The sequence below is a fragment of the Spirulina sp. 06S082 genome, from assembly GCF_034932145.1.
Lineage (GTDB): Bacteria > Cyanobacteriota > Cyanobacteriia > Cyanobacteriales > Spirulinaceae > CCY15215.
Genome location: NZ_JAYGHV010000291.1, coordinates 1 through 23590 on the forward strand (window position 1 = coordinate 1; position 23590 = coordinate 23590).

The following is a 23590-nucleotide window of genomic DNA, read 5'->3' on the forward strand; positions in this document are numbered from 1 at the left end:
TTAAACCTCTAGAGAAACGCATTTAGGAACGGTTAACATCTCATTAAATATTTTATCAAACGATCTAGTCCTTTCATAATTTGCGATTGAATAGAAGATAGAGATAGCAACTGTAGGACATGGCCATGAGAAAGCAAACTTCACAACTCACTCGCCTGATCTGGGATTTTTACCGAGAAAATCAAACGGAACTGCAAAAACTAAAATTATTAGGAAAATGTAAAGTTTTTAGAAGTTGGGGGGTTTTGCATATTCGCTGTGGGGATCGGAAAATTGCCGAGACTGTAATTTCCCTGCGATCGCTGATTGAAGAACCGATCGCCAAACTGCGTATTGCTCGAGAAATCCAAATATCCGTCAATAATACCCCCATTACTCTCTTACAAATTGGAAAACCATCCCCAAGAACAAAGGATAAAGAAATGAAGGAAAGATGAAGAAATCGGGAAAGAATAAAAGCAGAAAGCGAGAGTCCTTTCCCAACCAATTTATCGTTTATTGTCGATCAAGCCAGCCCCGCCGACTCGTAAAGACGGCGCAAAATAGCGAGGATTTTGCGACCATATTCAGCATCGGAAGACCAACGCCCCGATAGTTGTTCCACTAAGGGCGCAACGCCTCGGGTGACGAAGCGAAAACGGGGATCTACCGTCTCTTGGACGAGGGGTTCTAAACTTGCATAAGCCTTCAAATGTTGGATGTGGGCGCGAACCCCAATTTGGGCGCTGGGAAAAGTGGCGGTTCCGCTACCGCCAACGGCACCTAAATTGGCAAAATTATTTTGGGAGGATTTGACATCACCACCAAAGCGCAGGAAATTGGTGGTCAAACACATCTGCGTGAAGGCAATATCATAGTTGACTCCTTCAGTGGCGGCTTCTTCGCGATAGAGTTTGGGAAGATCGGGGAATTGATTGCTGGCGCTTTCGTTATTGGCTTTGAGGAACATGATTAACTGCACCTCTGAGGTATTACCGCGCCCCATAATGCGATCGATGGTACCCGGACAAATCTGGGTAATGGAACTTAACACGACGCTGCGAGTATCGTTGTCCCAACCGACGGTAATGGTAAACTCGCGTAATTCTGCGGCTTTAACGTACACAACCCCTTGATAGTCTACCAAGCGCAATTGGTTGACTTGACTCAATTCGATGCCGAGGCGATCGACAAGATCGATGGGAATAAAAGCATTATTATTGATGAGAATGCCCTGTTCGCCGTAAGTTTGCTTGTTAATGAGAATGCCGATGGAAGGATAGCGGTTGGTAGGCGTTTTCGTTCCCGATACTTCTCGACTCCAAGCCTCGATCCCATCTACAATTCCCAAAGCCATATCCCGACGGCGATTGATAATTAAAGAGCGATCCTCGGGACTGGTCATAAAACCCACTTCCAGCAAGAGGGAGGGAATAGAAATATCGCGACAAAAGCCCAAACGTCCTACTCCCGTGGCTGTATCGGGACGAGAACCGCGACTGGGAAGTTGTGGAAGGCGACGGATCAGGGACAGCAGAACGAGATCGCCGTGTTTTTTGCGTTCGTTGTTGCCGGAGATATAAAATGCAGTAGCCCCGCGTACATCCGGGTTGGGTGCAGCATCGGCGTGAATTTCGATCGCCACATCTTGAGATTTCGCCCGAGCGTTAATCCAAGCGATGGATTGGCTTAAACTGAGGGTATCGGGAACGGAAAAGACTTCTAAGCCTCGCGATCGCAGTTCTGGGACGATGACATCCCGCAGCAGGATCATTTGTTGTGCTTCGGTTGTCCCCCCCGCGATCGCTCCAGGGTCGTTGCGTCCTCCTTCTGTACCACCATGACCTGCGGAAACGAATATCCTACCCATAATTGTTCTTTTCCTAACGATCTCGACTAAATGATATTGGCAACTATGACGATAATTAAAATAAAGTCGCTTTAGTTACTCTACGATAATTTTTGCCGCAATTTGCGTCTTTTTCTGTCTTTTTTCACTTTTTATTTGATTTTGTTCCATGAATACGCCACGGTTACACTCGGACACCATTGAAACGGTTAAAGAACGTGCTGATATTGTCGATATTGTCTCGGAAAGGGTGGTCTTGCGAAGACGGGGAAAAGATTATTTAGGATTATGCCCTTTTCACGAGGAAAAAACCCCCAGTTTTAGTGTTAGTCCTGCCAAGCAAATGTACTATTGCTTTGGCTGCGGTGCGGGGGGAAATGCGGTTAAGTTCCTGATGGAAGCGGGTAAGCAGTCTTTTGCGGATGTGGTGTTGGGGTTGGCGCAACGCTATCAGGTTCCGGTGAAAACTCAAGACCCTGAAGAGTATCGGGAGTTTCAGCGCCAGTTAACGCTGAAGGAGCAATTGTATGAAATTTTGGCGGTGGCGGGGAGTTTTTATCAACACGCTTTACGACAACCTCAAGGGGAGGTGGCGTTAACTTATCTGCAAGAAAAGCGCTTATTTTCCGAGGGGACGATGCAAACCTTTGAGTTGGGGTATGCCCCGGCGGGGTGGGAAACCCTCTATCGGTATTTGGTGGAGGCGAAACGCTATTCGGTGTTGTTGGTGGAACAAGCGGGGTTAATTCGCAAGCGCAAAACGGGGGAAGGTTATTACGATTATTTTCGCGATCGCCTTATGATTCCCATTCACGATCTTCAGGGAAGAATCATTGGGTTTGGGAGTCGTACTTTGGGGAATGATGAGCCAAAATATCTCAATTCTCCAGAAACGGAGGTGTTTAGTAAGGGGAAAACTTTATTTGCGCTGGATAAGGCAAAATCGGCGATCGCCAAACAGGATCGGGTGGTGGTTGTGGAGGGTTATTTTGATGCGATCGCCCTTCATGCAGCCGGAATTGATTATGCGGTGGCGGCTTTGGGGACAGCGTTTTCTCAGGAACAATTGCGATCGCTTTCTCGCTATACGGAATCGAAACAAGTTATTTTTAATTTTGATGCCGATACAGCCGGAATGAAGGCAACCCAAAGAGCAATTGGAGAGATTGAAAAGTTAGTTTATTCGGGACAAGTACAGTTAAGAGTTTTAAATTTACCTGGAGGAAAAGATGCGGATGAATTCCTGAAATCGCGAGATGATGCCCTCGAGGTTTATCAGGAACAATTAGACAATGCACCTTTATGGTTAGATTGGCAAATTCAGCAATTGGTGCAAGGAGAAGATTTAAAGAAAGCCGATCGCTTTGAAAAGGTCTCTAAGGAGATGATTAAATTACTCGCTAAGATAGAAGATAGCAATCAGCGTACTCATTACGTTCAAAACTGTGCAGAAATCTTAAGTCAAGGAGATGGACGATTAACACCTGTTTATAATAAAAACCTCTCGGGAAAACTGGAAAGATTGCGAAAAAGTATTCAACGCAATAAAGGTAAACAAAATAAAAACAATTTTGATACTAAAGCAGAATCTATTACAATTCAACAACAATCAGAACAATATCTCCTCAAACAAGCAGAAGCATTGTTATTAATGATTTATTTGCATTGTTCGTCTTATCGCGAAATTATTATCAATGCTTTGGAAGAAAAAGACTTGATTTTTAGTTTACCACAGCATCGGTTTTTATGGCAAAAAATAATCGGAATTTATGCAGAAAATGAAAAGAATCTTATCGCAAATCTCCAAGACCTCAGTAGAGAATTCCCGGAACAAATCACAAAAATTGGACATTTATTTCATTTAACTGAAACTCAAGCCAACGATCTTATTTTGCGGGTTCCGATGTTAATTCATGCCGCGATCGCAGCATTGGAAAAAGTAACTTATGAGAAGAATCTCAACTACTGTTTGGCACGATGGAAAAATCTCGATCTTTCTACTGATTTGGAGGAAATGAAATACCTTTCTCAAGAAATACAAGAGACTAAACAAAAAATAGCTGAACTCGAAAAAGAGCGTTATTTCTCTATTTTCGATTTAATTGAATAGTTTTGATGAATTTTTTAGCACCTTCTTTATTATTACGAGCAATATAGTCGCGAATTGAACGTAAATCTGCACGAGCTTTCGGCGAAAGAGTATAATTTTTCGTATTTCGTCAGTCTAATTCCGCAAGTAATTCTGCAAATACTTCTTCACCATTAAGACCTTCACCGCGTTTTAATTCGGCTTTGCCTTCGGCGACTTTTTCTCGAACATCAGCTAACCAGCGTTCTCGATCGCGATCGCGTTCCTCTAACAATTGCAATGCTTCACTAATAATCTCATCTGCTGTCGTGTATTGTTGGCGATCGAGCTTTTCTTGAATTAATGCTTGTTGTTCCGGTTTGAGAGAAATTTTCATTAGTTGTTTCTCGTTATTTTTATAAGCAACTTTTACCCCATTATAAGCAATTTTCGCTAAAAAAGTTAATCCTCATGCTTTTTTGAAGCTCCCGTTAACCCTTCAGGTCTAACGGGAGAGAACGTCAAAGTTCGGAAAACCCGACTTACGGAAATGCAGCGATCGCCTTCAGTATAGAGAAAGAAGATATCCCGTCATTTAATTAAATCCCTTAAAAAAATGCGGGAACTCGATTCGGTGTGGTTTCTCCCCGAAGAGTTTTGTAATTGTTAACTTGGAGCAAAAAGAGGAAATGCCAAAAGTAGTTGGAATTGATGTAGGAACGACAAACTCTTGCGTTGCGGTAATGGAAGGGGGGAAACCCACCGTAATCGCTAATGCTGAAGGATTTAGAACTCCCCCCTCCGTCGTCGCTTACGCCAAAAATGGCGATCGCCTCGTGGGTCAAATCGCTAAACGTCAAGCGGTGATGAACACGGGCAATACCTTTTATTCCGTCAAACGTTTCATCGGCCGTAAATTTGATGAAGTAACCACAGAAACAACGGAAGTTGCCTATAAAGTCCTACGGGATGGTAATGCTAACGTTAAATTAGAATGCCCCGCCCTCAACAAGCAGTTTGCCCCCGAGGAAATTTCTGCCCAGGTTTTGCGGAAGCTGATCGAAGATGCCAGTAAGTATCTCGGCGAAACCGTTACGCAAGCCGTAATTACCGTACCTGCTTACTTTAATGATTCCCAGCGTCAAGCAACCAAAGACGCGGGTAAAATTGCGGGGGTAGAGGTACTGCGGATCATCAACGAACCCACGGCTGCAGCCCTCGCTTACGGTTTAGATAAGAAAAGCAATGAAACCATTCTCGTTTTTGACTTGGGAGGCGGTACATTTGACGTATCTATTCTCGAAGTTGGAGACGGGGTTTTTGAAGTTCTGGCCACTTCTGGGGACACTCACCTCGGGGGAGATGACTTCGATAAAAAGATCGTAGACTATCTCGCTGAAGAATTTAAGAAAGTTGAAGGAATTGACCTTCGCAAAGACAATCAAGCCTTACAGCGCCTTACAGAAGCCGCCGAAAAAGCTAAAATTGAACTGTCTAGCGTGACCCAATCGGAAATTAACCTTCCCTTCATCACCGCCACTCAGGATGGTCCAAAGCACCTCGATACAACCCTGACCCGCAGTAAATTTGAAGAACTTTGTTCCGATTTGATCGATCGCTGTCGCATTCCTGTTGAAAATGCTGTTCGCGATGCCAAATTAGATAAAAGTGCGATCGATGAAGTGGTCTTGGTGGGAGGTTCTACTCGCATTCCCGCGATCGCCGATGCAGTCAAACGGGTTTTAGATAAGGAACCCAACCAAAGCGTTAACCCCGATGAAGTCGTAGCTGTGGGTGCCGCCATCCAAGGGGGAGTTCTCGCCGGAGAAGTCAAAGATATTCTCTTATTGGACGTAACTCCTCTCTCCCTCGGGGTGGAAACCTTGGGGGGTGTTATGACCAAAATCATTCCCCGCAATACCACCATTCCCACCAAAAAATCGGAAGTCTTCTCCACAGCAGTTGACGGACAAACTAACGTTGAAATTCATGTCCTGCAAGGGGAACGGGAATTTTCCAAGGATAACAAGAGTTTAGGAACTTTCCGACTTGATGGCATTCCTCCGGCAGCCCGAGGGGTTCCTCAAATTGAAGTTACCTTCGATATCGATGCCAATGGTATTCTCAATGTCACGGCGAAAGACAAAGGCACCGGTAAAGAACAGTCCATCAGCATTACAGGGGCTTCTACCTTACCCAGCGATGAAGTCGATCGCATGGTCAAAGAAGCGGAAGTCAATGCCAGTGCTGACCAAGAACGTCGCGAACGCATCGATCGCAAAAACCAAGCTGATTCTCTCGTGTATCAAGCAGAAAAACAACTCACCGAATTAGGAGATAAAGTTCCGGCTGAGGACAAAACCAAAGCTGAAGGCTTAATCAAAACTCTGAAAGAAGCCGTTCAAAAAGAAGACGACGAGACGATCAAAACGGCAATGCCGGAATTGCAACAAGTGCTTTATAGCATTGGTAGCAGCGTTTACCAAGACGCAGCCGGTGCCGCAGGTGAAGCCCCTGGAGGCGAACCCCCTAGTGACTCTGCTGGTGCTTCTGCGACGGGTGGCGATGATGTCATCGATGCTGAATTCTCGGAAACGAAGGAATAAGGCGATCGCCTGAAATAATCTGAAACACCGTAGGGACGTTGCCTGCAACGTCCCTACAGAAAGGATCGGAAAACATCCCTACCCATAGATATCAACTCTTTAAGTGTAAAGATAAGCCTGTCGTAATTGCCAGTTCAAGTCGCGATTGATTTCACTTTGAACGCGATTTCCTCGCAAACAATGTTCTAACTTAATATCATCAACAAAGAACTTAACCTCGAGGGAACGACCCCCCAAAGCCACTTCATTGACCCAAACCTTCGGATCTTGCCACTCATTGCGAGAACTCTTGAAGTCTTCCCGCAACCACATCCGTAGAGTTTCAATAGCATCATCGAGGCGAGTTTCTTCCCCAGAAGGATTGTTAAGTTTGCGGAATAACTTATTGAGTTTGAGTTTGAGCAAACTAAGTTTTTGCTCCCATTCTTGCGGTAAAGTCTCCTTATCTTCGCGGATCAAATCAGGATCGTTTAGCCAAGACCCGTACCAAGCTCGAATTAAACCGATTAATTTATCTGAACCCATATCTTCTGCCATTTCTTCCAATCGTGCTTGTCGATTGCGTCGTCCCACTCGGTCGGCCTGCACCTCCAAGCCCACATTTGTGCAAATATCGACGAAATCTCCCTGAATAGAACGAATTTCATCTAAATCCAATCCTCCCTGTTCGAGAAGATTGATTTTTTGAGCGAGGAGATCGAAAGATTCCTCAATTTTGTTGAGTTGGATGTTGACTGCTTTTTCAGTCAGTAAACGCTTGCGTCCAGCTTCTCGCTTGCCCTCAACATTGTCTGTGGATTCCGAAAAACCGTAGAATTTATCGATATATTCAAGTTTGCGATCGATTTCTCCCAGAGTATCGGGATGAGCGAGAACGACGGCTTCCATTAAAACGATCGCCCGAGCGGGATCGACATCGGATTTGAGGGGAATATTCAGAGAATAATAATAGTGAGAAGTGGGACGACTGAGGTTGATAATAGATTGGCCTTCAAAATTCCCGTTCGGTAGATAGGTTTGACAGTGGGTATCAATGACATACATTTCCGTCACCCGCAAGCCGATTTTTTTGATCACGGCACGAGAACCATCGGGTAGGGCAATGACATCCCCAAAACGGAACGGTGTATCGATCAACAGCACTAAGCCACTGGTAAAATTGGAAAGAATATCTTTAAGGGCAAAACCCAAAATAAAAGAAATACCGCCGATCGCCACCCATAAACCGCTTAAGTCAACCCCTAAACGCTGAATTGTGACCAAACCCCCGATTAAATAGATGAGGAGTGGGAGTGTGTTTTCAAGGATGGGAATGAGGACATCATCCCACATGGCCTCGCTTTGTTCGGCGAACTTTTTCAGAGCATAAGCAACAACTTCTGTAAACAGTCGCGCGACCCAAAACGTTGCTGCAATGGCGATCCCCGCACTTAAGATATTTTGTATCCAAGGATAGGTTTTGAGAACTGCGAGTTGGGATAAGGCAATTTTCAGGCTGATGGCGATCGCGACAATAATCGAGGGCAAACGCGAAACATTCAAGGACACGAGAGGCAAATCGTTTTGCAAGCGACGAAACCAAAAGCGCAGGACAAAAAAGAAGAAAATGTAGAGAACGAATATAACCCCTGCCGCGATCGCCAAGTTTTGGAAGAGTGCATTCAATTCTTCCGGTGTGACTTGGACAGCTTGAGGGAGAGCTAGGCAAAAAAACATCTTAGGCTATTGTTTTTTAGAATTACTCCTGTTATTCTACAAATTTTTGTCCCCTTTGAATATACCTTTGAACACTACCTGCACAAAATCTTTATTTTTGTTTAGATAAGGCGATCGCCTGAAACACCTTAGAAAAACCTGCCCTTTCAAAAAAACAAAAGGACAGGTTCAGGAAAAGGTTAAAGATAGGTTTCGGAAAATGGTCTTTTAAGTGTAGAGATAAGCCTGTCTTAATTGCCAATTCAAGTCTCGATTAACTTCGCTTTGAATGCGATTGCCCCGCAAGCAATGTTCTAACTTAATATCGTCAACGAAGAACTTCACCTCCAAGACTCTGCCACTCAAATCGATTTCATTGACCCAAATTTTCGGATCTTGCCACTCATTACGAGAACTCTTGAATTCTTCTCGCAGCCAACTCCGTATAACTGCAATGGCATCGTCAAGACGAGTTTCTTCCCCGGAAGGATCGTTGAGTTTTCCAAACAATTTATTGAGTTTGCTTTTGAGTAAATTGAGTTTCTGTTCCCATTCTTGAGGCAAAATGTCCTTATCTTCTCGCATCAAATCGGGATCTTTTAACCATAACTCGTACCAGGTCCGAACAAGGGCAATCAGTTTATTGCCAGCCATCTCTCCTTGCATTTCTTCGAGATGTGCCTGTCTGCGTCGCCCGACTCGTTCAGCTTGAACTTCCAGACCAACGGTATCGCAAATTTCCAGAAAATCCCCCTGAATGGAACGAATTTCATTCAAATCTAATCCTCCCTCTTCGAGCATCCCAATTTTCTGAGAGAGGACCTCGAAAGATTTCTCAACTTTGGTGAGTTGAATATTGACCGCTTTTTCAGCAATCAAACGCTGTTGTCCGTTTTCTCGTTTCCGATCTGCATTAAATGTCGTTCCCGAAAAACCATAGTATTTGTGGAGACATTCGAGTTTGCGATCGATGTCCCCCAAGGTATCGGGGTGAGCCAGAACGACAGATTTCATTAACTCGATCGCTCGAGCGGGATCGACATCGGCTTTGAGGGGAATATTCAGGGTGTAGTAGTAGTGAAACGTGGGACGGCTCAGGTTGGTAAGCTGCCGTCCTTGTAACTGACCATTGGGAATATAAATATCGCAGTGGGTGTCGATAATATACATTTGTGTCACCCGTAAGCCGATCTTTTTAATAATGGCGCGAGAACCATCGGGTAGGGCGATGACATCTCCAAAACGAAAAGGCGTATCGATCAAAAGAACGATCCCACTGGTAAAGTTAGCGAGAATATCTTGGAGGGCAAAACCCAAAATAAAGGAAATCCCACCGATCGCCACCCATAAACCCGTTAAGTCAATTCCCAAACGTTGAATGGTAATCAAACCCCCCACCAAATAGATAATGACGGGGAGCATGGTTTCGAGGATGGGAACGAGAACATCATCCCACATGGCCTCGCTTTGTTCGGCGAACTTTTTCAGGGCGTAGATAATGACTTCGGTAAACAGCCTCGCTATCCAAAACGTTGCTGCAAGGGAGATTGCCGCGCTTAAAATATTTTGTATCCACGGATAGGTTTTGAGAACCTCGAGTTGAGATAAAGCAATTTTCAGGCTGACGGCGATCGCCACGATAACCGAGGGCAAGCGCGAGACATTTAAGGAAACAAGGGGTAAATCGTTTCGCAAGCGACGAAACCACAAGCGCAGGACAAAAAAGAAGAAAATGTAGAGAACGAATATAACCCCTGCCGCGATCGCCAAGTCTTGGAAGAGTGCATTCAGTTCTTCCGGGGTGACTTGTATGGCTTGAGGGAGAGTTAAGCGAAATACCATCTCGAGTTATTGTTTTTTTAGGATTACTTCCGCTATTCTACAAATTTTTGTCATCTCGTAAATATTTTTGGGAAATATTGAGTAAAATAATGCTAAGGTCTTGCAATTATTCTCAACATTTTCTTAACAAGAGTATTTTAATTAGGAGGTATAGCGCTCGTGTCTACAGACGTATTAGAGAAACCGGCAATTGGTCAAAAAACCGCAACAGTTCGTAAAACTGCTCCACGTTATCGCGTCTTGCTGCATAATGACGATTTTAATTCGATGGAACACGTCGTACAAACACTCATCACGACAATAGGAGGACTAACGCAGCCTCAAGCCGTTAGCATTATGATGGAAGCGCATAGCAATGGTATTGCCTTGGTCATTACCTGTGCGTTGGAACCGGCAGAATTCTATTGCGAAACGTTGAAAAATCACGGTTTGACCAGCACAATTGAACCAGATGAATAACGTTATTTTCTGTTTTTTGTAAAAACGCGATCGAGGAGCATCACTTTGAAATTAGTCCCTCTTTTTGTTATGAAACGCCCAGCATATCAACGGCTGGGTATTTTTGTTATTGCTCTGGCGATCGCTTGGCTTCCTTTCTTAATTCCCTTACATTTTCTCTTAAGTTACGATCCCAATTGGCGATCGATTGTAACCATGGGAATTCTCTATCTAGAATTTCTGATTTTATTGCGATTGTGGGGTCGAGAAGTTTGGGGGATTTCTGCTGTTTTTAATTATTATGGCTTAGTTTGGAATCGCAAGAATGGGACAGAATTTCTCAATAGTTTAGCAGTAGGCTTATGGTTAACTCTTGCTTTATTTGCGCTGATGGTAATTTTTGGCTGGGCATTTCTACAACCTTCTCGCCATCTTATCAAGGTTATTTTTGAAGGTTTATTGATGTCTTTAGCAGTAGGATTTGCTGAAGAGTTAGTATTTCGCGGCTGGTTTTTAGATGAATTAGAGCGGGATTATGGTCTACAGATTTCTCTCTGGACGAATGCTCTTATTTTTGCTGCTGTTCATTTTATCAAGCCTTTTGCAGAAATGATTCGCACTTTTCCACAATTTCCGGGATTAGTGTTGTTAGGATTAATTTTAGTTTGGAGCAAGCGCAAATTTAATAACCGTTTGGGAAGTTCGATTGGATTACACGCGGGCTTAGTTTGGGGCTATTATATTATTGTCGTGGGTGATTTAGTGAACTATAGCGATCGCGTTTCTCCGTGGATTACTGGAGTCGATCGCAATCCTTTAGCGGGATTGATGGGATTATGTTTTTTAGGAATTCTCGCGCTGTTTTTAAAGGTTATTCCCTTGAGAGAGGTGGGAAAAAGCTAATTTTATTGCTGGATAGTCTTTAATATATTTTTTGATTTTAAGATCGACATAACCATAGCAGAATATTCTGATTTGCGATCGCTCATCTTTTCTAACTGTTTTTTCATAAGTTGTTTTATCATTGGATTTGATTCTTTTTTATATCTTTCCACAACATTATTTAAGTCTTCTATTTTTTCGATTTTTCTGAAAATAAGAGATGTCCTTGTAGAATTATGAAGTTCTAGAATTTTTACACTGATTTCTGCTCTTGATTCACCACTTTTCCAACCAACGGTAGCCCCATAATGTTCGATTAGAGATTCCACGTCATCTTCATAAGGATCTAAAAATTCTTTTTCTTCTTGATAATAATCATTTTTTCTACGATTGCATTCAGTACAAGCAATTGTTAAATTGTGCCAAGTAAAATGTAGAGTTTTATTTTTAGAGGTTGGGATTTTATGCTCGATATCACCCGGAGTATTGTGTCCTATTTTACTCTCGCAATAAATACATTTATCACCAGTTTCTTGTTTTAAGGCTTCTTTTATTTCCTTATGGCGATATTTAGTTCGTTTATATTTATTATCAGAATCGGATAAATAATCTTGCAGCCATTGTTCTTTGTTTTTAGCTAAAATATCTGGTTCGTTTAATTTTTGCAAGTTTCTCATTCGTCTCGAATTTAATGAAAGTTGAACTCTGAAATCTGATCGGAAATTCCTAATTCTTCTAACAATGCAAATAAATGATTTGCTCTTTCTTCGGGTGTTTTTTCGTCAAGAGATTCGAGCAATTTTCGTACTCTCTCTTCTACCCAAACAGGTAAATTAGAAGGAACATCTAGAATTTCTCTGAGAATTTTATTCGGAGTTCCCGATAAATCTGCCTCTTCAATCTTAAGAGATTCAACGCGATTATTTTCATTATATATTAATCCATATACATTTGCTTCCGGCATTGAAGAAACAATAAAAGGACTATGGGTTGCAATAATGAACTTGTATTTTGGGAATGCTTTTGCTAGAGAAGGTAATAAGGTTCTTTGCATACTGGGATGTAGATGATTTTCAGGTTCATCTATTGTAACTGTACATTGTTCTTTATCCGCTCCATACATATGAATTTGCCATGCCATACCCAGTAAAGCATTAATACCTCCAGACATAGCATCTAAGGAAAAATCTCCCGATCGTGTTATGAGAACAACATCAGGCATTCTAATCTCTATTTTTTCAAAACCAATGCTTTCAGGCATTATTTTTCTTAAGATTTCCTGAAACTCTTCAAAGACTTTGAGATATTCTTGACTTGGTACAACAGCTTGATTACCATATCCAAATAATGCAAGAGAAATTAAGGATTGTTTTAAGATTAATCCTGGATTTCTCACATTGTTTGAATTGTATGAAGCGAACAAAAAACTTTGATACTCTTGATACTGTTGTTGGATCGTTTTCGGATTTGTAGGAATTTGAGCTACCTGTTGATAAGTAGCATTAGGTCGATGCGAAGGAATATGCAAACCTATAACATTTTGCAGATTCTGAAACGTTAGATTATATCTAGCATCTACAATTTCTTTAGTTTGTAAATTAGATTTCACACCATTGCTATATTCAATATAGCCAATTGGAATTACATTATTACTGTTTTTCGATTCTGGACTTTCAAACAATTTGAATATATCAGAGAAAATTTTCTTTCTCGTTTTCTTATTGATAAATGGAGTTGACACCAAATTCATATCCCAGCCAAAGTGTCTGTTCAATATATTTAAAATTGTTGTCTTCCCGCATCCATTTTGACCTGTTAAAACTGTAACCTGATTTCTCAAATCAAGATCGATAGAGTCAAATTGTCGCCAATTATTGAGATTGATTTTAGTAAATGTGTTCATCCGCTCATTAGATACAATAGTTTTAAATATGCTAATACTGTTTTCTATTATAGAGTGCGATCTTGAGAGAACAACTATCTTGACTCAATCCCATTCTACAACAAAATAGAGCGAGCATCTGCCCGCTCTATTTTAAATGATATTCAAGCGATCGCCAGTAAGCAAACCAGCAATTAAACTACTGCTTCTTCCTTCACTAACTTATCCCAACCCAAATCCTTGAGAGAATTGTTACGACGGAGAGGACGAGTGACCAATTCAAGAATGTCTCGTGCATTGGTGAAACCGTGCATTTGAGCAAAGGTAAATTCTACCGACCACTTAGTATTAATTCCTCGTGCTTCTAAAGGATTTGCATGAGCCATTCCTGTAATTACCAAATCCGGTTTTAAATCGTAAATACGCTGAATTTGGTTGTAATTGTCGGGTTTTTCTACAATTGTCGGTGCGGGAACTCCCATATCCTGACAGGTTTTTGCTAACAAGTCTAATTCGGCTTTTTGGTAACGCTTATCCATATAAGGAATGCCAATTTCAGGAACTGTCATTCCTGCACGAATGAGGAAACGTGCCAAAGAAACTTCCAGTAAATTGTCTCCCATAAAGAAAACAGATTTACCGCGAATGAGTTGGAGATAGTCTTCCATACTCGCCCAAATTGCAGCTTCTCGTTCTTCTAATCCTTGCGGTTCGATACCAAATACCGAGCAAATCTTCTCGATCCAAGCGCGAGTTCCATCGGGACCGATCGGGAAGGGTGCGCCAATTAATTTGCATTTACGACGACGCATTAATGTTGTTGCGGTGCGAGAAAGGAAGGGATTAACTCCAGCAACATAGTAGCCTTCTTCGATGACGGGTAATTCTGTGTAACGCTTGGCTGGCAACCATCCTGAGACATTGATTCCTTGCTTTTTCAGTTCTAGAGACAGGTTGGTAACAACGGGATCGGGAAGAGAACCAAATAAGACTAAAGGAGGATGGGCTTTATGTGCTGATTCTTCTGCGGTTACGTCTTCCGTTTTGCGCCCAAAATTGAGGAGTTTTTGGATGGCATTGCGATCGCCTTTTTCTTCTTCTTTTACCTGTGCTTCTTGGGGACATCGGTGTGCCATTGCAGCAAGGACGGTATCTTCCCCTTGAGTAAAAGCGTAATCTAATCCATTGGCACGTGCAACTACGATAGGAATGCCGATTTCTGCTTCTAACTTGGGTGCCAATCCTTCCAAGTCCATTTTAATGATTTCTGTGGTACAAGTCCCGATCCAAACGATGACACTAGGATTGCGATCGCGCTTAATTTGATCGCACAATCTTTTCAGTTCTTCATAATCATTTAATTGAGCAGAAATGTCCCCTTCTTCCAATTCTGCCATTGCATAGCGAGGTTCGGCAAAAATCATTACTCCCATTGCATTTTGTAGGAAGTAACCGCAAGTTTTTGTGCCGATTACCAAAAAGAAACTATCTTCAATTTTTTGGTATAACCAGGCAACGCAGCTAATGGGACAAAATGTATGATAATTTCCCGTTTCGCACTCAAAATTTAGTGCTGGGGCTTCTTGTTGTGCAGCAGTCATGTTTTAATTCTCCTCTGAATAACAAACAATACATAATCAGAAATTATCAATTATCAATTCTGCCTTGTTCATTGATAATTGATAATTGTTTCATTGACTTAGACCATCATTAAATCAAGTTCTTCTTTCTCAATTTTGGGTGCTTCAGGGGGGTTGAGATAGAAGTCAGATAACAAGGAGAATAAGTCCCGATCTTGTGCATCGTTGGGTACAACTCCTTCCGGTAAAGCCAAAACTTGGTCAGCTATATTCAAATAGTAATCGCAGACATAGTTTAACGAGGGATCGCTTTCTGCCATTTCAAACAGTGTCTTACCTTTAACTCGAGAAACCCGAATATCTTCAATTAAGGGTAAAACTTCCAAGACGGGCATGGGAACTGCTTCAATATACTTATCGATCAAATCTCGTTTTGATGTCCGGTTGCCAATTAAACCCGCTAATCGTAGAGGATGAGTCCGTGCTTTTTCTCGTACTGATGCTGCGATACGATTGGCAGCAAATAAGGCATCAAAGCCATTATCGGTGACAATCATACAATAATCGGAATAGTTCAAAGGTGCGGCAAATCCACCACAAACTACGTCTCCGAGGACATCAAAGAGGATGACATCATATTCGTCAAAAGCGTTAAGTTCTTTCAGTAATTTTACGGTTTCTCCCACCACGTATCCACCACAACCCGCACCAGCAGGAGGACCACCCGCTTCTACACAGTGTACGCCGCCATAGCCCTTATAGATGACATCTTCCGGCCAAATGTCTTCATAATGAAAATCTTTTTCTTGTAGGGTGTCGATAATGGTGGGAATCAAAAATCCCGTTAGGGTGAAGGTACTGTCATGCTTGGGATCGCAGCCAATTTGCAGGACTTTTTTGCCGCGTTTTGCCAAAGCAACGGAGATGTTGCAACTGGTTGTAGATTTGCCAATTCCGCCTTTTCCGTAAACCGAAAGTTTCATTTCTCTCTATCTCCTCTTTTTATAACGGTCGTAGACTGTGGGTGATTTCGTTACTCTGCATTATGACGAAAGCGATCGCTCTTGAAAAGCACGCCCGAAAATGAAAAGCGCAGTAAACACAAACTAAAATTAGCTGAGTTACGGTAACTTTCTCTAAAACCATAGATTTTCTTCAAAATCAGCAAAAAATCAGCAAAAATAGAGTTTATGATTACTTTTACTAAAAATAGTTACAATAGACAAAAAAATTAAAATCCCCAAAATGTACCCTAGAATCGATACTCTTGGGGGAGAAGGGCTGAAATATATCGGGTTTGCGAAGTTGTTGCGATCGCAAACCTCAGCCAACGTAAAGAATACTTACATTTTCCCAAATCCTCTAGAATGCGAGACAATAGGAGCAGTCCCAATATCCTGCAAAGCCTAACCGTGCATCGCTATCAACTATCCACTATCAACTATCAACTATCAACTATCCACTATCACATGGCTTTCCCTCCCCAATCAGAAACCATCATTAGCAACCTCTTTTTTATGGTTGTAGGACTTGCCATCCTCGTTTATATCTTGCGAGGAACAGGTATACTCTCGTTTATACCAGGAGGGGCGATCTGGTTTTTGATTTTGTTGGCGATCGCCACAGGAATCCTCTTTTTTGTTGAGAAAAGTCGGCGTTTTTGATTGGGGCGATCGCGAATAGAGTCGCTTTTAGGCTAGAATTCAAGTCAACGAGAGGAGACATGACGATGCAAAAATACGAATGCGGCACTTGTGGCTATATCTACGATCCTGAAGAAGGGGATCCCGATGGTGGAATTGCACCGGGGACAGCCTTTAAGGATATTCCTGATGATTGGGTTTGTCCTGTTTGCGGAGTCGGGAAGGAAGAGTTTGAACCCGTTGAATAAATGTTGTAGGATTTCGCAACTAGAGAGCGAGACGCTCCCACTACTGTATTCTCTTGTTATGGCAGTGCTGGTATCTTGCCCGTTAATGCGTAGATCCTAATGTTGTAAATTTTTATGACATAATTGTAGAAAAGACTATCTGTAATGCTTGAGATAGTCTTTCTTTGTTGCTTGTAGAAGGGTTGCTGACAACATCTCTACTCAAATTGACAAACTTATCATTAAAATTTGTGTTTTTATGAATGCTGCTGTTTTAATCGAAGGTCTGAAGAAAAACTATGGAGATGTTGAAGCGGTAAAAAATATCTCCTTTAAAATAGAAAAGGGAAATATATTTGGATTGCTTGGACCCAATGGTTCTGGAAAAACCACCACCATTCGCTGTTTATGTACCCTATCTAAGCCAGATGAGGGAAAAATTGAAGTTTGCGGGGTTTCGGCGATCGCCAGTCCCAAACAAGCGAGAAAGCGTCTCGGTTATGTGGCACAAGAGGTCGCACTAGATAAAGTTCTCACAGGACGAGAATTATTACAATTGCAAGCAGCATTGTATCATCTTCCCAATAAAGCCGCCAAAGAGCGTATTAACCAACTCTTAGATCTTTTAGGTTTACAAGAGTATGCAGATAAGAAAACGGGAACCTATTCCGGAGGGTTGCGAAAGCGATTAGATTTAGCAGCAGGTTTACTACATCAACCCGATGTTTTAGTCTTAGATGAACCGACAGTGGGATTAGATATTGAAAGTCGTTTTGTAGTGTGGGATTTCTTGCGAAAATTGCGGGAAGCAGGGACAACAGTATTGATTACCAGTCATTATTTAGAAGAAGTTGACGCACTTGCCGATCGCCTTGCTATTATCGATCGCGGTGTAGTTTTAGCAGAAGGAAGTCCTTCTGAATTAAAAGATAAAATTGGTGGCGATCGGGTGACATTAAGAATTCGCGAGTTTTCCCCGCAAGAAGAAGCGGAAAAAGCAAAGACACAATTACTAACCCTGCCTTTTGTTGAAGAAGCCATTATTAACGAAGCACAGGGAAACTCCCTCAATTTAGTTGTACAACGAGAAAGCAATCCGTTAACACAAATTGAAAAATCCCTATCTGAAATTGGCTTACCGACCTTTAGCATGGCACAGTCTCGACCGAGTTTGGATGATGTTTATCTGGCTGCAACGGGACGCACTTTAATGGATGCAGAATTAGCAGCAGCAGGGATGCGAGATTTGAAGAAAGAGAAGAAACAACAGATGAAATGATTTTCAGAGAAATAGCGCAGGAGAAACATGAAAGCGATCGCCTAAAGCCTTTGCTTGATTTTTGCTAATACCTCTTTTGTTATTAATCACTTCAGAAGCAATGCCTTTAGAGCCAAAAATATCAAGCAAATCTTTTTGTTTAAGCTCGTGAGCGTCCATGAGTTCCTTAAGGATATCATTAGGAGTCGCTTTTTGAGGAGGATTATAATGCTTTTTTTCATAATCCTCAATGAGAATTGCCAATAATTCAAGCAGATTTCCTTGTTCTTCTGTTAAGTCTTTTTCAATAGACATAAGTTCATCTACATGAGCCAAAAAACACTCTTTCTCAGCTTGAGAATGAATAGGTTTTGGTTTTACTTTGACTAAAAGGTTAGAGTAGGTCGCTTGAGTCATATTAGGTTTGTATTGTTTGTGTGTGTTCATAAGTTATCAGAACTATCCAATTAATTGAGATAGTAACAGCATTTTTGGAAACTATTTAAAAATTAGACAGTTCTGTTAGATCGCTCAATCAAGAGGTGTCAAAATAAGATATGTTGAAAATATTTTGATTCGATTTTCTATGAGTCCTTTCCATTTTAATATACACCAATTTCGACATATTTTTCCACTATTTCAGGAATTTTTCCATTTCCCTTCATCATATTCTTGATGTGTTAAAACATCATCAATCTTGATGATTCCAAGTTTGTAACTTATTTTAGTTATTAATCTGTATTTATTTCCTCCTATATTAAATATTGTCTTCCCCTCAACAAAATCAGTTGTTTTACTAAGCGTTGTCTTTATATCCATTAAATGTCCCCACTTAGCATCCCGTGCTATTTGCAGCCAAGTATCAAGTGGTTTACTGGCATCTGGATATTTTATACCAAACTTTGTCAACAATTCGATGTTAATCACTTTCATTAACTCTCCTCGACTATTGGTTTTTGTGGTTTTTAGTTCTCAAAACGAGAACATTATCAATATAGCTCTCGATCGCTAAGACTGTCAAGGCCAATCGGGAAAAATACTGATCGCGTTTCTCGCGATTAGTTTGACAGATTGCGTATCATTGCTGACAAGGGCTATAATTGAGCCGATCGCCAAAGAAGAATTACAGAAGTTGTCTTTCGCATACACTAAAAACCTTCTTCTAAAATCTCTACAATTCCCTTTTGACCATCTAATCGCACAAGCTGACCATCCCGTAAATACTGCATAGCATTATGCACATCCATTACTGCGGGAATGCCGTATTCTCGAGCTAAAATTGCCCCATGAGATAAATTTCCTCCTACCTCAGCAATAATTCCCTTAGCGCGGGAAAGTAAGGGAGACCAACCTGCATCTGTATAGGGGACAACAAGAATAGTTTCCCGATCGATTTCTCCACCTTCTCCAAGCGATCGCGCAATCTTAATTCTTCCTTCTACAATACCAGAACTTGCAGGAATTCCGGTTAGCTTTTGTTTGGGAGGCAAAGTTGATAAAATCGGTAAATCTCCTGCTGTTGTTTTGCCATAGACTACATAGGGAACATGGGAGAGTTTTTTGTCTTTATTCCAGCGCGATCGCCTCTGACGAACCAAATCGGGAAAACGCGATCGCAATTCGAGATCTTCTTCTTCCAAAACCGCACGAATTTCCTCAAATTCAATCAAGAAAATATCTCCTTCTTCCTGCAAAACTCCCGCTTCTAGCCAGCGCTTTTCCAAAACCAAAAATGTCCAGCGTAATTCAGCCAATAATCGAGAATAAACTTCTGTAACTTGCCCTTTTAAGTTTAAGCGTTTTTGGATGATACGCGCCCTCAAACCTTGAATCTTATTGTGCTGAAAACTACCTTCTGCTTGTATGCGATCGCGATCGCTAAAGATATACTGTGCAAACAATTCTCGCATGGGACGCGGATTTTCTTGCCAGCGCGGGACAGAAATATCTGTTGCAACTTGACTTAAATAACCATAACGTGCTAACCATTCTTGAAATTGTTCCAGGATATTCTCGCAATCGGGAGTTTCGGCAAAATAAGCAAATAGAGAAGGACAACTATCAAAATTCAAACGAGAAATAGGCAGTAAATTGCGCGTTTTTCCCGCTAACTTTGCCAGCGATCGCAGAGATTCAATCTCCGGCAATTGCGAGTTATCTAAATATTGTTCGGGAACTTTAAAAATAGCTTGACGAATTGCCAAACTTAATGGCGCTAAAATACTGTAATAAGTTGCCCGTTCGAGGGTCGAGAGAATCAAGTCAGAACGAGCCAGTAACTCTTCTTCGTTTAAAGACTCTGGGGGGGATTTAAGAGGGCTGAGTGCAGGGGCAAACCATTTTTGATAATCGCGATCGAAATCCGTATTTAAAGACCGTTCGCGTCCCCATAAACGGAAAAGACCGGGAATATTTTTTAAAGTAGAAAGTAAAGGAGGTTTAGAAAATTTTGCTCCTCGAGTTAGAAATTCCAAACTTTCCGGTGGTAAACCCATGCGGCGAAAAATTTGCCCCAATAAAGTTGCATTAAAATAAGCGTGAGAATAGTGCAGTGTTGCTGTTTCTGCAAAGTCTAAATCGCGATCGCCCTCTCCCAAGACTATCTTAAAAATATCCCCCCAAACCCCACAAGTTAAAGGGCGATTAATCGACCACGTTAGGGGAGGAATCGCACCTGGAATGACCTCTGCGGCTATTTTTCGCGTCCATAAAGGAATAAGTGTCGTAATGGGGCGAACTTGCAACACCCACAATGTTTCCCCGTCATAGGTCCATTCCAGATCTTGAGGAATACCGTGGAAACGGTTCTCCAATTCTCGAACAATTTGCGCCACCTCTTGAATGAGACCTGAAGGAATGTTTCCTTTTCCTTCAATAATAATTTGTGAGGGATTAGCTTCAGATCCTGGCGATCGCACTTCTAAATAAACGCGATATTGTTCTGGGGTTGCTTGTCCGGAAACTACCTGCGCCGCCCCGCCAGGTAAGGCTTCTACCATTACCGCTTCGCTGGAAGAATCCATCGGATCGCGACTGAAGGCCACCCCAGAAAATACACCCTGGATTTGTTGCTGGACAATAACTGCAAGGGATATCTCCGACTGGTGGCGATCGCGCCGATAGTGAAGGGCGGCGGGGTTATTATACGCCGTCTGACACTGAATAATCGCGGCTTGCAGGGCGACTGAATCGGTAATATTGCCAATAGTGAGATATTGTCCCGCCGCCGAAGCCGTTTCCGAGTCCTCACCAATGGCCGAAGAACGAACAATAAAAGGATTTTGTGGGGAAGGGGAAACCGAAAGAATTAAAGGTTGCGGATCGTCTCCCGCCGGAAGAACCCAACCCTCGGGAACGTTGTATTCCCAGCGTTTGAGGAGAGAGAGATTGGCCGCTTTACTGCCAACTTTAAGGGGATCGAGGCGATCGTTCAGCGTTAACAAGGCATTATCTCCTCGGAAAAAACGAAACATTTTTTGAGAATCACTTTTAGCTTTTGCGGCGGGTAATTCCAGATCGTCGGGAACTTTTTGATAAATCCAAGCCAATAAAACGGCAAGGGCGATCGCGGCTAAAATATAATCGGAATCATGGGGACGGCGTAAAGTGAGAATTAAGGCTAAAACGCCCAATCCCACCAAACGCCCGGTAGCGCGATCGCGAAAAATTGTAAAACTCGTACTACCAATTAAAATAATGAAGATGGCAGCGATGGGATCGTGAAAAATAATACCCCAAAAGGCATTTGTGGTTCCAGGTCCTTTTCCCATCCAATAGCGTCCCATAATTAAGGCAATCAGGGCGATCAATTGCCATGTGGGTTGGAGGGGGAAAAAATAGCGGGCGATCGCTACAGCAGAAATGCCTTTTAATGCTTCTGAAAGCGCCGAGAGAATGCCTGCGACGGTCCCTCCATGATAAAAGGCGGCGGAAACAGAAACATTTCCCGTGCCGATCTTAGCTAGTTTTTTCCCCGTCAACCCAAAAGTTATCCAATCAATGAGGGGAAGTCCTCCCAAAAGCGGACAGAAAATAAAAATCGCCGCCGATCCCAAAAAAATATCCATATTTATAGGGTTAATTATCCATTATCCATTATCAATATTAAATAGGTTGAAAAATACAACGATCGCGCCCGGTTTGCTTGGCTTCATAGAGGGCGCGATCGGCTGCTTGAATGAGAGTTTGTGGCGTATCTCCCTCTTTGGGAATCATACTTATCCCTCCCAGACTGAGGGTAACGCGATCGCTAACTTGAGAACGATGATGAGGAATCTGCAAATCCCTAATATTGTTACAGATAGTTTCCGCAATTTTCACCGCAGCATTTCTTTCGCAATTGGGCAGAATAATACCAAATTCCTCACCCCCATATCGTGCCACTAAATCCCCACTCCCTTTGACACTGTTTTGCAAGGTTGTCGCAACTTGAACCAAACAATGATCCCCAGATAAATGACCGTAATAATCATTGTAGGGTTTAAAAAAATCAACATCTGCGAGTAAGAGGGATAAAGGTAACTGCGATCGCATGGATTGTTGTAGCGTTTGCAATAAGTAATTATCAAAGCCACGACGGTTGGCAATTCCCGTCAGACCATCTAACGCCGCCAGACGTTGCAGTTCTAAGTTTGCAACCTCCAGTTTTTGGCTGGATTCTTGTAAGAGTTGGGTTGTCAGTTGTAAAATCTGCGTTTGGGCGACGAGGAGTTGATGAAAGTCGAGGAGGCGATAATCTTGAGGTGCGAGAATGACAACGATGGGTTCTGTCATTAGCTCTGGCGATCGCTGTAAGGAATAGCGTGCTGCTTCTACAATAGAGGTATTACCATCCAATTGCATAATATCGACTCGCAAGAATTCGTATAAATTTTGAATCGAGCGACCGGAAAATAATTCTAAACTATAGGGACGGCTCATGTACTTCCAGAATCGCTCTCGAGAGATCATGCCTGCAAACTCCCCCGCTATTGTTAAAATAACCCCAGGACGAAGGGGAAATTGTTGAAATTCTTTGAGAACTTCAACACTAGGACAAGAAAGTTCAACCTCGAATCGATCCAGAAATAATTCCCTTATCGTGGATGCGAGGGTGAGGCCTAAAGGAGGCTTCTTCGATATTGACGACAATAAAAGGTGTTCAAATACCACAATTTATAAGGGGTTTCAAAAAATTAAACAGTTTTTTCTTTTCCCAACAATTAATTAATTGGGGAAAAATACAAAATCAAGGCACACTTATTTTATCGAAAACTTTGCGAATCTACCGAAGAATTCAGAGTTAATGCGATCGCGAGGCAATAATGGGGTATAGAATGAGAAGGCGCGATCGCTATCTCCTAATTTGCGATGAAAAAATATTTTCTCTTCCTAATTTCCTTCCTACTTGTTTTCTCACCTATAGCGGGGATAGCTCAACCACCAAACCGCCCTGTTCTTCGTATTGGCAGTCAGGGAGAGGCAGTTCGGGAGTTACAAGCTGCTTTACAGTTATTGGGTTTTTATACGGGAGATGTAGACGGACTGTATTCTGAAAGCACAGTGATTGCAGTTTCCCGCTTCCAAGAAGCTGCACAGTTGTCAATCGATGGCATTATGGGTGCAGAAACATGGAATCAACTCTTTCCCCCTCCTCCCACAC

At 42.2% G+C, this 23590-nt stretch carries 22 protein-coding genes; 9 read left to right on the forward strand and 13 right to left on the reverse strand.

All coding sequences use genetic code 11. The features are described 5' to 3' along the window. The first annotated feature begins 125 nt into the window (after positions 1–125). Positions 126–437: a hypothetical protein gene (locus VB714_RS18120; protein ID WP_323226057.1), complete on the forward strand. Its 312-nt coding sequence runs from the start codon at positions 126–128 to the stop codon at positions 435–437. Positions 438–505: 68 nt separating this feature from the next. Here VB714_RS18120 and VB714_RS18125 read toward each other — a convergent pair whose 3' ends face one another. Next, entirely contained in the window at positions 506–1849 is a 1344-nt protein-coding gene (locus tag VB714_RS18125; protein WP_323226058.1) for an N-acetylmuramoyl-L-alanine amidase, read from the reverse strand. A 148-nt stretch (positions 1850–1997) separates the two neighbouring features. On the opposite strand from VB714_RS18125, the gene dnaG reads away from it, so the two are divergent. Continuing rightward, positions 1998–3938: a DNA primase gene (dnaG, locus tag VB714_RS18130; protein ID WP_323226059.1), complete on the forward strand. Its 1941-nt coding sequence runs from the start codon at positions 1998–2000 to the stop codon at positions 3936–3938. Here dnaG and VB714_RS27515 read toward each other — a convergent pair. Beyond that, positions 3916–3993, reverse strand: a complete 78-nt coding sequence (locus tag VB714_RS27515) for a hypothetical protein (protein WP_416309731.1) — start codon at positions 3991–3993, stop codon at positions 3916–3918. The genes dnaG and VB714_RS27515 overlap by 23 nt on opposite strands. A 54-nt stretch (positions 3994–4047) precedes the next feature. Next, positions 4048–4293 (reverse strand): ribbon-helix-helix domain-containing protein, encoded by a 246-nt coding sequence (locus VB714_RS18135; protein WP_323226060.1) that lies wholly within the window; start codon positions 4291–4293, stop codon positions 4048–4050. Positions 4294–4585: 292 nt separating this feature from the next. On the opposite strand from VB714_RS18135, the gene dnaK reads away from it, so the two are divergent. Continuing rightward, the gene (gene dnaK / locus VB714_RS18140; protein WP_323226061.1) at positions 4586–6502 is read left to right on the forward strand and encodes a molecular chaperone DnaK; all 1917 of its coding nucleotides are present in this window, start codon (positions 4586–4588) and stop codon (positions 6500–6502) included. A gap of 99 nt (positions 6503–6601) precedes the next feature. On the opposite strand, the gene VB714_RS18145 is transcribed toward dnaK, so the two are convergent. Next, positions 6602–8218 carry a mechanosensitive ion channel family protein gene (locus VB714_RS18145; RefSeq protein ID WP_323226063.1) on the reverse strand — a complete coding sequence of 539 codons (1617 nt, stop codon included), beginning with the start codon at positions 8216–8218 and terminating at the stop codon, positions 6602–6604. A 207-nt stretch (positions 8219–8425) separates the two neighbouring features. Further along, positions 8426–10039, reverse strand: a complete 1614-nt coding sequence (locus VB714_RS18150) for a mechanosensitive ion channel family protein (protein WP_323226064.1) — start codon at positions 10037–10039, stop codon at positions 8426–8428. A gap of 159 nt (positions 10040–10198) precedes the next feature. Between VB714_RS18150 and clpS the strand changes: the two genes are divergently transcribed. Both clpS and VB714_RS18160 read left to right on the forward strand, forming a co-directional pair. Beyond that, entirely contained in the window at positions 10199–10498 is a 300-nt protein-coding gene (clpS, locus tag VB714_RS18155) for an ATP-dependent Clp protease adapter ClpS (protein WP_323226065.1), read from the forward strand. A 69-nt stretch (positions 10499–10567) separates the two neighbouring features. Further along, entirely contained in the window at positions 10568–11380 is an 813-nt protein-coding gene (locus VB714_RS18160) for a type II CAAX endopeptidase family protein (RefSeq protein ID WP_323226066.1), read from the forward strand. Positions 11381–11382: 2 nt separating this feature from the next. Here the strand turns inward: VB714_RS18160 and VB714_RS18165 are convergent, their stop codons facing one another. The 4 genes from VB714_RS18165 to bchL all read right to left on the reverse strand — a co-directional run bounded on the left by VB714_RS18165 (position 11383) and on the right by bchL (position 15804). Beyond that, a complete protein-coding gene (locus VB714_RS18165) occupies positions 11383–12036 on the reverse strand; it encodes an HNH endonuclease signature motif containing protein (RefSeq protein WP_323226067.1) in 654 nt (217 codons plus the stop codon). Positions 12037–12047: 11 nt separating this feature from the next. Beyond that, on the reverse strand, positions 12048–13262 hold the full coding sequence (locus VB714_RS18170; protein WP_323226068.1) for an AAA family ATPase: 1215 nt from the start codon (positions 13260–13262) through the stop codon (positions 12048–12050). Between the two features lie 173 nt (positions 13263–13435). Then, positions 13436–14842 carry a ferredoxin:protochlorophyllide reductase (ATP-dependent) subunit N gene (locus VB714_RS18175; protein ID WP_204102159.1) on the reverse strand — a complete coding sequence of 469 codons (1407 nt, stop codon included), beginning with the start codon at positions 14840–14842 and terminating at the stop codon, positions 13436–13438. A gap of 98 nt (positions 14843–14940) precedes the next feature. Further along, a complete protein-coding gene (gene bchL / locus VB714_RS18180; RefSeq protein WP_323226069.1) occupies positions 14941–15804 on the reverse strand; it encodes a ferredoxin:protochlorophyllide reductase (ATP-dependent) iron-sulfur ATP-binding protein in 864 nt (287 codons plus the stop codon). Positions 15805–16188: 384 nt separating this feature from the next. Here bchL and VB714_RS18185 point away from each other — a divergent pair, with 384 nt between their 5' ends. The 3 genes from VB714_RS18185 to VB714_RS18195 all read left to right on the forward strand — a co-directional run bounded on the left by VB714_RS18185 (position 16189) and on the right by VB714_RS18195 (position 17970). After that, a complete protein-coding gene (locus VB714_RS18185; protein ID WP_323226070.1) occupies positions 16189–16485 on the forward strand; it encodes a hypothetical protein in 297 nt (98 codons plus the stop codon). Between the two features lie 65 nt (positions 16486–16550). After that, positions 16551–16712: a rubredoxin gene (gene rd / locus VB714_RS18190; protein ID WP_204102162.1), complete on the forward strand. Its 162-nt coding sequence runs from the start codon at positions 16551–16553 to the stop codon at positions 16710–16712. 238 nt (positions 16713–16950) lie between these two features. Continuing rightward, positions 16951–17970, forward strand: a complete 1020-nt coding sequence (locus VB714_RS18195; protein WP_323226071.1) for an ABC transporter ATP-binding protein — start codon at positions 16951–16953, stop codon at positions 17968–17970. A 3-nt stretch (positions 17971–17973) separates the two neighbouring features. On the opposite strand, the gene VB714_RS18200 is transcribed toward VB714_RS18195, so the two are convergent. The 4 genes from VB714_RS18200 to VB714_RS18215 all read right to left on the reverse strand — a co-directional run bounded on the left by VB714_RS18200 (position 17974) and on the right by VB714_RS18215 (position 22869). Further along, entirely contained in the window at positions 17974–18366 is a 393-nt protein-coding gene (locus VB714_RS18200) for a transcriptional regulator (RefSeq protein ID WP_323226072.1), read from the reverse strand. 222 nt (positions 18367–18588) lie between these two features. Next, positions 18589–18882, reverse strand: a complete 294-nt coding sequence (locus VB714_RS18205) for a type II toxin-antitoxin system HigB family toxin (protein ID WP_323226073.1) — start codon at positions 18880–18882, stop codon at positions 18589–18591. Positions 18883–19097: 215 nt separating this feature from the next. Then, on the reverse strand, positions 19098–22016 hold the full coding sequence (locus tag VB714_RS18210; RefSeq protein WP_323226074.1) for a glycerol-3-phosphate acyltransferase: 2919 nt from the start codon (positions 22014–22016) through the stop codon (positions 19098–19100). Positions 22017–22053: 37 nt separating this feature from the next. Next, complete coding sequence (locus VB714_RS18215) at positions 22054–22869, reverse strand: diguanylate cyclase (protein ID WP_323226075.1); 816 nt, start codon at positions 22867–22869, stop codon at positions 22054–22056. Positions 22870–23298: 429 nt separating this feature from the next. Between VB714_RS18215 and VB714_RS18220 the strand changes: the two genes are divergently transcribed. Beyond that, positions 23299–23590, forward strand: a 292-nt coding sequence (locus VB714_RS18220) for a peptidoglycan-binding domain-containing protein (protein ID WP_323226076.1), incomplete at its 3' end; no start/stop codon positions are given.

What these genes read in the sequence shown, in the direction of transcription:
- VB714_RS18120 (WP_323226057.1), top strand. Translation starts at nt 126, where the DNA reads ATGAGAAAGCAAACTTCACAACTCACTCGCCTGATCTGGGATTTTTAC.
- VB714_RS18125 (WP_323226058.1), bottom strand. Translation starts at nt 1,849, where the DNA reads ATGGGTAGGATATTCGTTTCCGCAGGTCATGGTGGTACAGAAGGAGGA.
- dnaG (WP_323226059.1), top strand. Translation starts at nt 1,998, where the DNA reads ATGAATACGCCACGGTTACACTCGGACACCATTGAAACGGTTAAAGAA.
- VB714_RS18135 (WP_323226060.1), bottom strand. Translation starts at nt 4,293, where the DNA reads ATGAAAATTTCTCTCAAACCGGAACAACAAGCATTAATTCAAGAAAAG.
- dnaK (WP_323226061.1), top strand. Translation starts at nt 4,586, where the DNA reads ATGCCAAAAGTAGTTGGAATTGATGTAGGAACGACAAACTCTTGCGTT.
- VB714_RS18145 (WP_323226063.1), bottom strand. Translation starts at nt 8,218, where the DNA reads ATGTTTTTTTGCCTAGCTCTCCCTCAAGCTGTCCAAGTCACACCGGAA.
- VB714_RS18150 (WP_323226064.1), bottom strand. Translation starts at nt 10,039, where the DNA reads ATGGTATTTCGCTTAACTCTCCCTCAAGCCATACAAGTCACCCCGGAA.
- VB714_RS18160 (WP_323226066.1), top strand. Translation starts at nt 10,568, where the DNA reads ATGAAACGCCCAGCATATCAACGGCTGGGTATTTTTGTTATTGCTCTG.
- VB714_RS18165 (WP_323226067.1), bottom strand. Translation starts at nt 12,036, where the DNA reads ATGAGAAACTTGCAAAAATTAAACGAACCAGATATTTTAGCTAAAAAC.
- VB714_RS18170 (WP_323226068.1), bottom strand. Translation starts at nt 13,262, where the DNA reads ATGAACACATTTACTAAAATCAATCTCAATAATTGGCGACAATTTGAC.
- VB714_RS18175 (WP_204102159.1), bottom strand. Translation starts at nt 14,842, where the DNA reads ATGACTGCTGCACAACAAGAAGCCCCAGCACTAAATTTTGAGTGCGAA.
- bchL (WP_323226069.1), bottom strand. Translation starts at nt 15,804, where the DNA reads ATGAAACTTTCGGTTTACGGAAAAGGCGGAATTGGCAAATCTACAACC.
- VB714_RS18185 (WP_323226070.1), top strand. Translation starts at nt 16,189, where the DNA reads ATGCGAGACAATAGGAGCAGTCCCAATATCCTGCAAAGCCTAACCGTG.
- rd (WP_204102162.1), top strand. Translation starts at nt 16,551, where the DNA reads ATGCAAAAATACGAATGCGGCACTTGTGGCTATATCTACGATCCTGAA.
- VB714_RS18195 (WP_323226071.1), top strand. Translation starts at nt 16,951, where the DNA reads ATGAATGCTGCTGTTTTAATCGAAGGTCTGAAGAAAAACTATGGAGAT.
- VB714_RS18200 (WP_323226072.1), bottom strand. Translation starts at nt 18,366, where the DNA reads ATGACTCAAGCGACCTACTCTAACCTTTTAGTCAAAGTAAAACCAAAA.
- VB714_RS18205 (WP_323226073.1), bottom strand. Translation starts at nt 18,882, where the DNA reads ATGAAAGTGATTAACATCGAATTGTTGACAAAGTTTGGTATAAAATAT.
- VB714_RS18210 (WP_323226074.1), bottom strand. Translation starts at nt 22,016, where the DNA reads ATGGATATTTTTTTGGGATCGGCGGCGATTTTTATTTTCTGTCCGCTT.
- VB714_RS18215 (WP_323226075.1), bottom strand. Translation starts at nt 22,869, where the DNA reads ATGAGCCGTCCCTATAGTTTAGAATTATTTTCCGGTCGCTCGATTCAA.